Source organism: Methanobrevibacter sp. (assembly GCF_045541095.1).
Taxonomy (GTDB): Archaea; Methanobacteriota; Methanobacteria; order Methanobacteriales; family Methanobacteriaceae; genus Methanocatella.
In genome coordinates this window covers 1-13438 of sequence record NZ_JAZQIJ010000063.1, presented here as the reverse complement: position 1 = coordinate 13438, position 13438 = coordinate 1, and the positions used below count along the sequence as shown (strand labels likewise).

13 protein-coding genes are annotated in these 13438 nt (G+C 36.2%); 1 reads left to right on the top strand and 12 read right to left on the bottom strand.

The features are described 5' to 3' along the window. Positions 1–107: 107 nt before the first annotated feature. The 3 genes from ACKI2P_RS02970 to ACKI2P_RS02960 form a co-directional block, all read right to left on the bottom strand. Positions 108–1544 (bottom strand): TrkH family potassium uptake protein, encoded by a 1437-nt coding sequence (locus tag ACKI2P_RS02970; protein ID WP_407374866.1) that lies wholly within the window; start codon positions 1542–1544, stop codon positions 108–110. 126 nt (positions 1545–1670) lie between these two features. Then, positions 1671–2390 carry a hypothetical protein gene (locus tag ACKI2P_RS02965; protein ID WP_407374864.1) on the bottom strand — a complete coding sequence of 240 codons (720 nt, stop codon included), beginning with the start codon at positions 2388–2390 and terminating at the stop codon, positions 1671–1673. Positions 2391–2506: 116 nt separating this feature from the next. Next, positions 2507–2605, bottom strand: a complete 99-nt coding sequence (locus ACKI2P_RS02960) for a zinc-ribbon domain-containing protein (protein WP_407374862.1) — start codon at positions 2603–2605, stop codon at positions 2507–2509. A 321-nt stretch (positions 2606–2926) separates the two neighbouring features. On the opposite strand from ACKI2P_RS02960, the gene ACKI2P_RS02955 reads away from it, so the two are divergent. After that, entirely contained in the window at positions 2927–3883 is a 957-nt protein-coding gene (locus ACKI2P_RS02955; RefSeq protein ID WP_407374861.1) for a hypothetical protein, read from the top strand. Between the two features lie 113 nt (positions 3884–3996). Here ACKI2P_RS02955 and ACKI2P_RS02950 read toward each other — a convergent pair whose 3' ends face one another. The 9 genes from ACKI2P_RS02950 to ACKI2P_RS02910 form a co-directional block, all read right to left on the bottom strand. Continuing rightward, complete coding sequence (locus ACKI2P_RS02950; protein WP_407374859.1) at positions 3997–4680, bottom strand: TIGR00266 family protein; 684 nt, start codon at positions 4678–4680, stop codon at positions 3997–3999. 695 nt (positions 4681–5375) lie between these two features. Beyond that, complete coding sequence (locus ACKI2P_RS02945; RefSeq protein WP_407374857.1) at positions 5376–5774, bottom strand: hypothetical protein; 399 nt, start codon at positions 5772–5774, stop codon at positions 5376–5378. Between the two features lie 39 nt (positions 5775–5813). After that, complete coding sequence (locus ACKI2P_RS02940) at positions 5814–5951, bottom strand: Met repressor (RefSeq protein WP_407374855.1); 138 nt, start codon at positions 5949–5951, stop codon at positions 5814–5816. A 58-nt stretch (positions 5952–6009) separates the two neighbouring features. Next, on the bottom strand, positions 6010–6255 hold the full coding sequence (locus ACKI2P_RS02935; RefSeq protein ID WP_407374853.1) for a winged helix-turn-helix domain-containing protein: 246 nt from the start codon (positions 6253–6255) through the stop codon (positions 6010–6012). A gap of 273 nt (positions 6256–6528) precedes the next feature. Further along, entirely contained in the window at positions 6529–7557 is a 1029-nt protein-coding gene (locus ACKI2P_RS02930) for a tetratricopeptide repeat protein (RefSeq protein ID WP_407374851.1), read from the bottom strand. A gap of 203 nt (positions 7558–7760) precedes the next feature. Continuing rightward, positions 7761–8600: a zinc ribbon domain-containing protein gene (locus ACKI2P_RS02925; RefSeq protein ID WP_407374849.1), complete on the bottom strand. Its 840-nt coding sequence runs from the start codon at positions 8598–8600 to the stop codon at positions 7761–7763. An 88-nt stretch (positions 8601–8688) separates the two neighbouring features. Then, on the bottom strand, positions 8689–9039 hold the full coding sequence (locus ACKI2P_RS02920) for a hypothetical protein (RefSeq protein WP_407374847.1): 351 nt from the start codon (positions 9037–9039) through the stop codon (positions 8689–8691). A gap of 74 nt (positions 9040–9113) precedes the next feature. Then, positions 9114–9641 carry a hypothetical protein gene (locus ACKI2P_RS02915; protein WP_407374845.1) on the bottom strand — a complete coding sequence of 176 codons (528 nt, stop codon included), beginning with the start codon at positions 9639–9641 and terminating at the stop codon, positions 9114–9116. Positions 9642–10072: 431 nt separating this feature from the next. Beyond that, a partial coding sequence (locus tag ACKI2P_RS02910) for a hypothetical protein (RefSeq protein ID WP_407374843.1) occupies positions 10073–13438 on the bottom strand: 3366 nt, incomplete at its 5' end.

Below are 13438 nucleotides of genomic sequence, written 5' to 3'. Positions count from 1 at the left end.
AGATAACTGAAAAAACACCCATGTCTATTTAAAAACATTAAAAATTATTTAAAGAGAGAGTATAGCAAAAATATGAATAATAACTCCTTGAAATAGAAAAATAAGCATTACCTTCTAAATACTTCAAATACCGCCCTGAAGACTATCAGTATAGGGTAAATCTCAAGCCTTCCTGTCCACATGTCGAACATGCTGACGATTTTCAAAATCGGATGAATCGTATGGTTGACTATTCCAAGCTCAAGGCCGTTGTTTCCCTGCAGAGATATTGCTGCAAAAAGGCTTCTGAAAGGATCATATCCGAAAAGACAGAACAGCGCCCATGTCAACAGTATGAACATCAGATAAAGTGCAATGAAGTTTCCGGCCGCACTGATTGCCTTTTCAGGTATCTTGATTCCATTGATTTTTACTGTAAAAACACTTCTGGAGGGAGATATGATTTCCCTGACACCGCCGAATATTCCCTTAAGGAATGTTATTATTCTTATGAGTTTTATCGCACCGACAGTGGAACCGCTTGAACCCCCTACAAGCATCATGGCCATAAAGCTCAGCAGGACAAAGGACGGCCAGTTAGCCATCGCTTCAACTGACGCCACACTGGCACCGGTTGTCGTGATGACGGATGTGACAGTAAAAAGCAGTTCCATAGGTATGATGTCTGAAAGAAAATAAAGCACTAAAGTGGCGGCCGCTATTATGGTTAAGAGTGCCTGGAACTGCACGTCACCTATCAGGGATTTTCCTCTGGTCTTTATAATCCTGTAATATGCCAGGAAACTGACGGAACCCATTATCATTATAACGATGGAAACCAGGTATATCATGTCATTATGGTAATATCCTATGTTTAAATTCTTGACTGCCATTCCTCCTGTTGAAATCAGGGAGAAAGTGTTGCAGAGAGAATCGAAAGCAGGCATCCCTGCCAATATCAGCATTGCAGTTCCGAGCACTGTAAAAACAAGATATATCTTAAGGGTTTCCCTAATGGTGGCTTTGACGCTTGGCCTTAACTTTTCTTCACGGGCTTCAGAATAGTAAAGCTTTGATGAAATGCTTCCGGAACCTGTTATGAACATCAATACCACAACTATTACTCCCAATCCTCCAATCCACTGTTCGAATCCTCTGAAAAAAAGTATGCTTTGAGGTAAAATCTCCACGTTCTGATAAATTGTTATTCCTGTTCCTGTCAGTGCTGAAACGCTTTCGAAAATGCCGTCAATAATCGGAATGTTTGTCGCAAGGGAGAACACCAATCCTCCAATTATCCCGGCCCAAAACCATGCAAGGGACGAAATCATCATCCCATGCTTCATCTTTACCTTTTTTGACCTGGATTTCTTGAAGTAATGCATCAGGAAATATCCGAAACCTATGGACATTACGGAAGGAACAACGAAACTGAGAGTATTGAATTCAAAATAGAGCAGGTCAATAACTATTGGAACCAGACACATTATTCCTATACCGACCATCAGTATTCCGGAGTTTACAGCGACAATCTCCAAATCGCCTTTGGATATATACCTCATCATTAAATAATTGAATAATCACATATATAAAAATTAAACATTTATCTCCCAAATGAATAAATTATATTACATCATTATAAAAAATAATAATATATGAATTTAAAAAGAATTTAGCATTAGAATTATGGGTTATTCAATCAGTTTAATTCTGTTATAAAAATAGCTGTTTTCGGCACCGAACCCTCGTGAACCCCATTCATACCAGTACTGGACAGTATCATAACTGACATGTGCAATTTCTGCAGCTTTTTTCAAAGAATTGGTTTTCATGTATGCCTCAACAACATCATCCATCTGTCGTTTAAGCTTTTCAGTCTCCAAAACCCTGAAATAATCGTCAATTTCTTTAATTTGTCCGTAAAAATAGGAATAGATTTCGTCAAAGTCATTCGCTCCCCAGTCATACCACTGCCGGACATTTTCAGGTGAAATCTTTGAGTCGATAGCAGCCTGTCTTAGGTTTTGGGTTTTTCTGTAGTTTGCAATAACAATATCCATTTTGGCCCTGATTTCATTGCTTCTTTTAATCTTGTCCTCTTCAAGCTTGATTTGGGATTCCAGGTCATGCCTTTTTCTTTTTAGTTTAGAAAAATCTTCAATTAAAATGGAATGCAAATTCCATTGGGAATCAATTTTGAATTTCAGATTGTTTTCCCTTCTTCTTAGGGACTGTACTGTCTCAAAGTCGTTTTTCAAACCGAAATTCCTTTTTTCATTTCTTACTCTTTCAAGCTCCATTTCCAATGGAACTATATTGGCTTCGGCTTCGTTTTTAGCCTCATCAATCCGATTTTCTAGAGCAAGAATATCTCGGTTCAATTCATCCAACTGTCTTTTTAATTCTTCCATTGATAACAGTCCTCATATTAAAAATTATCCTGTTTGAAAATTCACTTCACGCAATGATTCAAAGCCACTAAATCAATTAGTGATAATTGACTTTTAAAAAATGAATCTGAAAAAACTTAATCATCGTATTCGTCGATGCAATATACATCATTTCCGCAATTCGGACAGTATTCCTCGCCTTCCTCGACTTCATGACCACATACCGGACATTTCATGGCAAAACACCTTCAAATTATATATGAAATTTTCTATTTTTTAAACGGATTACATTATCAGCCAGGCATCATTAAAATTCCCATTGCAAGGAAGTTTCTTCACAATCCCGTTTACAGGACCTGCCTGTGATACGTCAAGGCCTGCCTTTTTCTTAACTGAGAAATGAAATCTTCCCTGTTCATATAATCTCCACAACTATTTTTAGAATAATTGCAATATATAATTTTTCAATACTGACTGATTTAAAAATTGAAAAAACTACCAAAAAGCATATTTAATCAGCAAATTAAATATAATCATAACATTCAGTTGGTGCATGCATGAACCTTAAAGAAACATTCCTTAAAGAAAAGCAAACAATAAAAAGCAGTGAACTTACCCATATTGAAGACAACATCCCATCCCCACTAAAAGAAATCGATGATCTTTATGGAGCCGCTGATGCGTTAAGCATCAAAAATAGTCAAAAACATGAACAAAACCTTAAAAACGTTGCTTATCTTGCACCTGCAATAGCTTTTCTCTTTCTTATATATGATGAGGTTGAGCAGCACTGGCTGATAGTCATATGTATAATCCTGATTTTCATATTGATTTATGCATTCAGAAGCTCCAGAAGTGAAAGGAATCATGAAAAGTATCTTGAATACAGGGTTCTTGCTGAATCACTGCGTACACAATACTTCCTTTCAATAGCCGGCGCTAAAACCAAGGTCACAGACATCATGCCATGGTTCATCAAAAACGATGTCAAATGGGTTTATCAAATACTGTCCGGACTTGATTTATCTAAACCAGTTGAAAAAAGACCTGTCGTTAATTTGTGGATAAACGACCAGAGGGACTACCACTTCTCCGCTTTTCAAAGGGCTGTCAAACATAAAGAAACAAATGATTTAATCGAAAGAATCGTTCTTGGAGTCACCGTTCTTACTTATTTCATTACACTTGCATTTGAAGCGTACATGTACCTTTATCCTGTTCTTGATGCCGTAACTGCAGGCAAAATCCGTGCCGGACTTAAAATAAGCATAGGTACCATGTCTGCCATTACTATTTTCCTTTCAAACTACTATGGAAAGATGTCTCTTTCAAGCAAGGTTGAAGAGCACAGAAGAATGGGAATGCTTTTTGAAAAGACTTCAATTCAAATCAGAAACAACAAATATGTGGAACGTGAAGAGGATATCGTAGACCTTGCAAGGGAATGTCTGATTGAAAATACTACATGGTATGCGCACCAAAAGAAAAACAAGCCCGATTTGGATGTTGAATAGAAATTTACCCAATCATGAGGCATGCGCAAAAAGTATTTTTCATCCAATATATTTCAGGTAAATTTTAGGATATTTAAAAAAAAATAGAAGAAAGTTTATTGGAAAATAAACTCTTATTTTTCTTTTTCAGGTATGAACGGAATTATTGCATCGGCCAGTTTCCTGATAGGCATGGTTTGAATCCAGACTTTACCAGGGCCGGTTACACGAGTAAAGAACAAACCTTCTCCACCGAATACCATATTCTTGACACCTTTAACCATTTCAATGTCAAAGTCAACTGTCTCTTCCATTGCGGCAATGTGACCTTCATTGATGAGCAGTCTTTCACCTGGTGCCAGGTCGTGTTCAACGACTTCACCGTCAATTTCAAGGAATAATACTCCTTCTCCAGTGAATTTCTGAAGAATGAAACCTTCTCCACCAAACAGCCCTACACCAATATTCTTTTTGAAGTATATGTCAATGTCAACACCGTCTTCAGCGGCCAGAAACGCATTTTTCTCACCGATTATGGTGTTGGATCCGTTCAGTCGGATTGGAATGATTCTTCCAGGATAGCATGCTGAAAATGCGATTTTTTCATTGTCCTGCTGTGCTGTGAAGAAGTTCAGGAATATTGTATCTCCGGACAATGCTCTTCCAAGACCTTTCAGAAATCCTCCGCCAGTGTTGGTTTCCATCTTGATGTTTGAAGTCATAAATGACATTGCTCCGGTCTCGTCTTTCATTCTTTCTCCCTTTTTAAGGGTACATATTACGGTTGGAAATGAACCGCCAGTTATTTCATACTCCATAAGTTTCACCTAAAAATTTCTATATAATTGTATAATTCTTTTATTATTTAAATGAACTTTCAATGCTTTTCAATCAAAATTTTACAGATTTTGAAAAATTCCCAATTGTCACCATTAAAAAAACTTAATATTTAAATCAGGGATAAACTTAAAAATCCCATGAACAGTAAAAAAAATTCTAACTTAAAAAAAATGATATAGAATTTAATAGAAGTAAAAATTTAATTTTACTTCTATTGGTTTCTCACCACCATTTTAAACCCTATATGCCAATTTATTGATTCGTTTCACACCCTAAAACCAACTTCACAATCATATAATCACCTATCAATGTTTCATCTATATGGAATTATCTTTCGCTGCACATATCTGAAGTGCTTTTTTCAATCCTCTCTTTCGAAGAGTATCCAATTCAACATGAATTGTGAAGTTCTTCTGGTAAAATTTTATCGTTTCACCCTTTCGTATACCTTTAAACTTCGGGCCAACCTTCTCTACCATAGGAATCAATAAATTTTTGCACATCCGTTTTAGCAAGATTAAAACTCTTCGTTTTTAATATGCAAAACACTGTACAATTTAAATTATAATAAAAAGAGTATTTAAGCTTTTTCGAAAGCAAGTGCTTACATTCATTATTAAATCAATTAAACGAGGATGAAACAATACATAAATTAATAAAAAAAGATTAGAGACTAATCAAACAGCAGTTCATTGTATTTTTTCAAATCAAGACTGAATGACTTGTTTGCAAGTTTCTCATCAGTTACCTTCCATTGAAGACCTTCCTTTAAAACCTTTTTCTTTAGCGTTTCAAGGCTGGTGGAGGACAGATCACTACCCCGGTAGCACCACCGAGACCCTCCGGCAGACGGCCTGATATACACATTCAGATATCCGGTCTGGTTCAGTTCATCGGCCTTGATGGATTTCTTGGCCAAATCCTTATCGAGTATTGCCCATTTAAGACCGTGCATACGAACAAGAAATTCAAGATCCTTCAGTGTTGATGCACTGTGGGATTTATCTCCAAATTCGTATTTCCAGCTCAAGTCATCCATCTGGTAAACATTCAAAAATCCTGAAAATTTCATTTAAACCCCCACACAACTTTTCCTGCATTTCAGCAGTTATCATCTGTTTTCTATAGCTTCATTAATCATCTTTACAATTAAATCAGAAAGTGTCATTTCTTCGTCGACAGCGATTTTTTTGAGTTCCTTTTTCATGCCTTTAGGCATGTTGATAGTAGTTTTTGAAATGTCTGACATAATTAATTGTTTATATGAAACTTATTAAAAAATTTTCTTAAAGGCAGCCAACTGTGAACTAGTCCAGCAGGTCAACAATCTCCTTACCCTCTTTGGTAAGGCGATATAGTCTTCCTCGATATGCCTCTTCGTTGACGCATTCTGCAACACCCTCATCCTTAAGCTCCTTTAGAACCTTGGAAATGTGGTTCTTTCTGATTCCGGTGTCCTTAGCAATTTTGGTAGGTGTTTTGATTTGGTCTTTAAGAGATTTTACAGCCTTCGCCCTGTATGTGGAAATATTGACGTAGGCATATTTTTTCAATGTTTCATCATCCATTTTAAACTCACCAATTAATACATATGTTACTCACAGATTATAAATATTGTGCAAATTGGCGATGATATTTTGAGTACAATATACTTGCAGATTCAATTGATTAAATTAATATACAATATATTTTCATGTCGAATTATAATCGGTTTAATTAATTTGAATAAATAATATAATGAAATGGAAAAAAATTCGCAAGACAATATGCATGTACTAACAAGAAATTTGCACTTGGTAAAAAATACCCCAAATGATAAAAACAAATTAATTTTCAATGCAGCTATCCTTAAAATCCATTATGTCATGAATCTGGCTTTCGACTTCATCGACTGATTTTTCCAGAGCCTTTAAAATGCCAAGTTTTAAATTTAAAGCCAGAATATACCTGTCATTTATGTAAAACTGCTTTTCAAAGTATTCCTCCAGACAATTCAGAGCCAGTTGGTACTCTCCAATATCGTTAAGTATGCCTGCCTTTTTTATAAGCTGGCCTTTGGAAATGTTGAGATGGCCTTTAAACTCGTCTGAAAGTTGCCTTCCCAGAAAATACTCAATAATTCCTATGTGGAAATATGCCTTGTCATTGGGTTTGGCGTCAATCGATTTTTTGAAATACGCCAAAGCCTGTTCATAGTCTTTCAGTTTAAATAGACTGGTGGCTTTCTTGTTTAATAATTTTGATAGAATCTTATCCTTGAATCTGGTCGGATTGGCCAATGCATTGTCATAGAAATGCAATGCCTTTTCATAATCACCTTTCCGGAAAGCTTCATCACCATTGTAAATGTTTTTCTTGATTTTAGGAAAGCTGTCCCTCTCCTCGGAAGCATTCTTTAAAAGCAGCTTGTGAAAGTCAACATCATTGAGATTATTGTTGATTTTGATTGCCTTTTTATAATGTCTCAGGGACTTTACAAAATGGCCCTGGCCGTATAATGCCTTTGATTTGGCCAGAATTGCTTCGCCATATTCAGGATCATAATACAGGACTTTATCCAAAATGTCAATGGCTTTTCCATATCGTTCATTTTTCAGATATCCGACAGCTTCATCAAATGAGTTTTTAGTTTTAATTTCTGCCAGAAGATGTTTCTTTCGAAAAAGGGGATTCAAGTTCCCGAACTGGATTCTGTCCATGAAACAGTCATCGGGATTCAGCCATGAAGTTGACTCTCCCTCAACAGCGAATCTGAGCTTGTCACCGTTGGTGTGAACTGTCAAGCAGAAATCATATTCTGTTTTTTCATCATCTGAAGAGACGATAAAATCCTGTGGAATGTTTAGAAAATTCATTAATATTATTTTAAAAAATATTTAATAAAAAAGTTTTGATAAATTAACCATTTAACTGCAAGAAAAAATAGGAGTTAAGTGATATAATGAATTCGACAGAAAAAAAAACTTGCAGTCAAATGGCCGTCATCATGATTGTGCCCCCGGATTGTAAGAAAATAGAGTATGTGAAAAAACTTACAATCAGGAGGCTGTCAGTTTGATTATTTAAGCAATCTGTCCATATTCTTTTTCTCAAGCATGCCTTCTACTTCCTTTGTTCTTTTTTGAGAGGAATCAGTAATCTGTTTGTCTTTATTTTCATAGAATTCCTTATTTTGCTCTCTTTCAAGAAGGATTTCACTGTCGCGCTGCCTTATTTTTTCTTCATCATGATTATATGCCTCACGGGCCAGGATTTCATCAATTATTTCCCAGCCTATCTCTTTTGCCTCAACCTTGTTTTGAAGGTTTACAAGACGGTCGTCATGAAGAGTATATGGAATATCGTTTGTCCTGAATGCCCACTGACCTTTTTCCTTAAATACTCCTCTTATTCCAAATTCCGTTGAAATTTCACTTTCTGGAATTTCACGAACTTTTGAAGGATTTCTTTTAGGTTTGACATTGGAAAAGTCAATTGAAGTTTCAATAACACGTGAAACTTCATATTCGGGAACATAACTTTCTTCAGCTTTTTTAGATGATGATGAATCGAGGATTTCCGGACTTTTAAGTGAACTTGCCTTTAGAAATTCGCTTGCAGGGAGTGGTGTTTTGACTGTTTCAATTTTTTGTGCTTTTTTATCTGTTTTTCCGTCACGAAAACCCCATGGAAACCTTTTTTCATTAACCTTCTCTGCCAAATCTTGCAAAGACTCCGCCTTTAAGATTACCTGATTTCCGTTGACACTGAACAGGTAAATATACCCATCCGAGTGCCTGAAGACATTCAGCATTTCAGTTTTGAAGTCCCCTGAAAGCTCACCTGAAAGTTTGCTTCCGCAATGTCTACAATATTCAAACACGTCCCTTGATTTTTCACCGCAGTTTGGACAAATCACATTTACACCTCACATTAAAATATTTCCAAATACTACACATGCCAACAGATACGCAATCATTAATACAAAACTTTTAATCTCGTTTATCTTAAACACTTTTACCTCCTATCAAATATTCGTCAAATACATACCAGATTTTATTCTGTCCTTTAACTCGCATTTCAAGTTCCTTAAGTGAATCCGCATGGATTTCAAATTCCCTTTCTGTATAATACCAAACCCCTTTCAGGCAGGATACCCTAAAAATCCCAGTTGTGTTTTCCCTGTAATTTCTCTCTAACTCTACAGTCAATGCATCTTCCAGAAGAAGAAGTATGCTTTTAAGCTGGATGTCTTTTATATGACTTAAATCCAATATTCCCCAATCAATAGCTTTTAATGTTTCTGCACTTACAAAATCTACAATCTCATCTATGTATTTAACTGAACTGACTCTCATTTAAACCTCACGAAATCTATCAAAATCTACCTCATGTAAAATTAACATTTAACAGTGAATGTTATCGCCTCCTTTCATGTCTCGTCTAGAAATTCGTTAATCAAATTGATTAGAAACTTATTCAGCGGATTGTCACATGACAGATATGATTCATTTCCCCTGGATGAACCGAATTCTGCAAAGTACGGAGTATGGCCGCATCCTCCATCTATGGTTGTTCCCAGAACAATCTCATCTGAAGTGATCTTTATACCGTAGTCTGACATGTCGACAACGATGAGATTGTCAAAGTCGTTGGTTTTGTATGCCAGCTCACGGCCTGCCAGATCAATATTGAAAATCGCCTCGTGGTCTACAATTTCGCCTGTCAGATAGCAGATTCTAAGATACACTCCATTTTCTGAGATTTTACGGTTGAGGAAACTGAAAAATCCTTCATCCATCTCATTGAATGTGTATTTTTCATCGGCCATACCTGCATATGTAGGCATGTAATTATTTGCCGTGAGTTCATCTACATAGAAATGAAACTCCGGATTATTGTTGACAGCTTTTTTAACGACCCTTTCTAAATTTACATTATTATCTCTTCTAATTACCATATTTTACCCCTAATGATGATGATAAAGTTTTCGAGAGTTCAAGATACCTGAAGATGACTATAAACTCTAATAAAGTACAAATATAACGGCAACAGTCATTTATGGTTTAAGTAACCGTATTCGATTTAGAAGAACACTGCACTTCCCTTTGCAGTTAATTTCACTTGTGGCATTATTATCAACTCCCTATTTGAGTGATTTCGTATAGAGTCAGATTACATCGATATAATGGTGTGGTTATATTATATCTAATTTTAATTGCATATAATTATTACTTTGAGGTTATATATAAAGCTTTGCTTTTTTGATGGTTTTGTAAAAAAAATTTCAAAATTAAAAAAAATATAGTTTCGTAAAAAATTGTCTGTGTAAAAAATAAAAAAAGGAAAAAGTAACTAGATATGAAATCTAGTTAATTCTTATTTTGAATATTATTCTTTTCTGCGTGGAATCCATATACTACCTAAAACAATAGCTATTGTCACTAAAAGATATGCTATCGGATTACCTGTTTCAAGCATGCGAGCTGGCTCACTTGGGATTTTATGTGGCTTTTCAGGAGTTTGAGACTCTTTTCCAATTACTTCAACTGTAGCTTTGTCATGATTGTTTTCATAATTGCTTTCAGTTTCGTTGCAGGAAACGATTGCCTCATTGGTAATTTTACCTACTTTAAGTGCAATGCAGATTATTTGCATTGTTGCACTTTCACCGTTTGCCAAATCGCCGATATACCATTCGCCTGTTTGCGGATCATAGTCTCCTTTGGATGACTTGTATGAAATGAATTTTACGGTTGACGGTAAGTTGTCAATCGCTATGACTTCATGTGCATCGCTTGGACCATGATTTTTGACAGTAATCGTCCAGACAATCTTGTCGCCGACTCTGTATTGGGATTTATCAGATTTTACAGAAACTTCTAAATCCACAATAGCCTTAGCTTCAATTGTATCGTTAGCCTTATTGTTGGATTTATCACAATCTGGAGTGGTTGATGTGACATCAACTGGATTGGTGATATTTCCTACACTTAAGACTTTGGTAGTAATAACAAGTGTTTCACTTAATCCGCTTTCGAGTTTGCCGATTGTCCAAATGTTGGTTTTCTTGTTGTATGATCCTTTGGAAGCTGAAGCTTTAACTAATTTAAGTGAGCTTGGAATGTCTTCAAAGACCTTTACGTTAAGAGCTGCGCTTGGACCGTGATTGGTTACCATGATTTTCCAGGTAAGCTCCTCACCGACATAAGCCTTTTTGGAGCTTGCAATCTTGATTATTTCCAAATCACATACCGGTTCTACATGAGTTGTGTTGTTTGCCTTGTTGTTTGATTCATTGCTGTCTTTGGTTGAGCTGTTTGCAATAGCAACATTTACAATATCGCCCTCTTTTACAGCTTGAGTAATGATTACCAATGATACAGGTGTGTTTGCATCCAAATCTCCGACAGTCCAAATTCCATCAGCAAATTTACCTACAGATGGTTTTGCACTGATGAATTTAAGACCTTCTGGTAAAATATCCCTGACAACAACATCAGAAGCTGCGGACGGACCGTTGTTTACAACGGTAATTGTCCATTCAACCAGATCAGTAATGTTTACACTGCTTGCGTTGACAAGTTTTGTAATTTCCAAATCACATACCGGAAGCACTTCAGTAGTATTGTTTGCAATGTTATTTGATTCATCAGAATCAGGAGTTGTTGAGTTTACAGAAGCAACATTTACAATATTGCCTTCTTTTACTGCTTGAGTAATCAATTCTAAGGTTACTGGAGTATTTACTCTTAATTCACCTATGTTCCAGATTCCGTTTGAATAGCTGCCTGTAGATGGAATTGCAATGACAAGACTAATACCTTCAGGCAAGACATCACGAACAACAACATTTTCAGCAACACTTGGGCCATGGTTTATGACCTCAATTGTCCAGATAACGCTATCATTGAGATAAACAACAGTGCTGTCAACTTTTTTAACTATTTCTAAATCACAAATTGGATTTGCAACAGTGGTGTTGTTTGCTTCATTGTTTGTTTTGTCAGACTCATGGGTAGTAGTGTTTGCGATTACGATATTTGTAATGTTTCCTTCAGCGTTGATTTTGGTTACTAAAACAAGAGAAACAGGCTTGTTAGCATCTAACTTACCAATCTCCCAAATCCTAGTATCCTTATCGAAACTGCCAACATCAGCAGATGCAGAGATTATCTCAACACCCTCAGGAAGAGTGTCTTTGACTTTTACATCTGAAGCTTGGCTAGGACCGGCATTAACGACAGTAATAATCCATTCCACATTGTCTCCAACATAGACAAATGAAGCATTAACGGTCTTGTTAATGGCCAAATCACAAATAGGATCGGCTACAGTACTATTATTTGCCTTATTGTTTGTTTCGTCTGATTCGTCAGTGGTTGTGTTTACGCTTACAATGTTGGTTATTGTGCCTTCTGTTAAGATTTTTGTTACTAAAACAAGAGAAACAGGTTTATTAGCTTCTAATTCACCAATCTCCCAAATCCTAGTATTAGGATAAAAACTACCTGCAGAAGCGTTGAAATCTATAATTTCAACACCTTCCGGCAAGGTGTCTTTAACGTTAACGTTTTTGGCAGTGCTTGGACCAGCATTGATTACGCTGATTGTCCACTGGACAGTATCATTTACATAAACGTTTGAAGCATTAACAGTCTTGTTAATAATCAAATCACAAATTGGATTTACAAAGGTTGTGTTTGTAGCATTATTGTTATCATAATCTGATTCGTCAGTGGTTGTGTTGACGCAAACGAAGTTGTCGATTTTGCCTTCCTCAAGAACTCTGGTAAACAGCATAATTTCAACAGTGTCATTGACTTTTAAGTCATCGAGTTTCCAGATTAAGCTGTTGGCTTTCTGTTCGTATGTATGTGAGCATGAAATGATTTCAATGCCTTCAGGCAATGTATCGTTTACAATAACATCTTTTGCAGTGAAAGGACCGTTGTTTACAACAATTATGGTCCATTCAACAAAGTGGTTTACATATACTTCGGAAGCAGATACCAGTTTGGAGATTTCTAAATCACATAATTCTTTTTCAACATCAGTAGTGTTTTTGGAGGTTTTGTTTTCAGTCAGATTGGATGATGCGTTAACTGTGTTGACTACAGTGCCGTTAACTTTAGTGGTAAACCATACAGTAAAGTTAGCACTTTCGCCAGGTGTTAAAACACCATTATATGTGAAAACATCATCAGATCTAGTCCATAAATCCTTATTGCTGAAGTCTTTTAAAGTCAGTTCGTCTGAACTGTAGCTTTCGGTTACAACAACATCGGACAGGTCGCAGTCACCTGTGTTGGTAACGACGATCATGAAGTAAACATCATCTCCTATGACAACTGTCTCATTTAATGTTAATTTTTCAACAGTCATGTTAGGATTTACAACGAGGGTTTCATTGTGTGTTGTTACGTTTTTGGTTTCTTTGGATGTAGCGTTAACGGTATTTACGATTGTACCGTTCACCTTAGTTGTAAACCAGATAGTGAAACGGACACTTCCATTAACGTCTAAAACACCATTATAAGTGAAAACATCACCGGTTTTAGTCCATACGGAGCTGTCAGTGTGATTGACATAGTCCATCTCATCTGAATCGAATATTTCGGTTACACGTACATCATGCAATGCACAGTCCCCAGTGTTATTTACAACAATCATGAAATAGACATAATCGCCCATAACGACAGTAGCATTCAAAGCGTATTTTTCAACTTCAATACCCGGACCGTGAACAAATGTAGT

What these genes read in the sequence shown, in the direction of transcription:
- ACKI2P_RS02955 (WP_407374861.1), top strand. Translation starts at nt 2,927, where the DNA reads ATGAACCTTAAAGAAACATTCCTTAAAGAAAAGCAAACAATAAAAAGC.
- ACKI2P_RS02950 (WP_407374859.1), bottom strand. Translation starts at nt 4,680, where the DNA reads ATGGAGTATGAAATAACTGGCGGTTCATTTCCAACCGTAATATGTACC.
- ACKI2P_RS02915 (WP_407374845.1), bottom strand. Translation starts at nt 9,641, where the DNA reads ATGGTAATTAGAAGAGATAATAATGTAAATTTAGAAAGGGTCGTTAAA.
- ACKI2P_RS02940 (WP_407374855.1), bottom strand. Translation starts at nt 5,951, where the DNA reads ATGTCAGACATTTCAAAAACTACTATCAACATGCCTAAAGGCATGAAA.
- ACKI2P_RS02945 (WP_407374857.1), bottom strand. Translation starts at nt 5,774, where the DNA reads ATGAAATTTTCAGGATTTTTGAATGTTTACCAGATGGATGACTTGAGC.
- ACKI2P_RS02965 (WP_407374864.1), bottom strand. Translation starts at nt 2,390, where the DNA reads ATGGAAGAATTAAAAAGACAGTTGGATGAATTGAACCGAGATATTCTT.
- ACKI2P_RS02930 (WP_407374851.1), bottom strand. Translation starts at nt 7,557, where the DNA reads ATGAATTTTCTAAACATTCCACAGGATTTTATCGTCTCTTCAGATGAT.
- ACKI2P_RS02920 (WP_407374847.1), bottom strand. Translation starts at nt 9,039, where the DNA reads ATGAGAGTCAGTTCAGTTAAATACATAGATGAGATTGTAGATTTTGTA.
- ACKI2P_RS02960 (WP_407374862.1), bottom strand. Translation starts at nt 2,605, where the DNA reads ATGAAATGTCCGGTATGTGGTCATGAAGTCGAGGAAGGCGAGGAATAC.
- ACKI2P_RS02970 (WP_407374866.1), bottom strand. Translation starts at nt 1,544, where the DNA reads ATGATGAGGTATATATCCAAAGGCGATTTGGAGATTGTCGCTGTAAAC.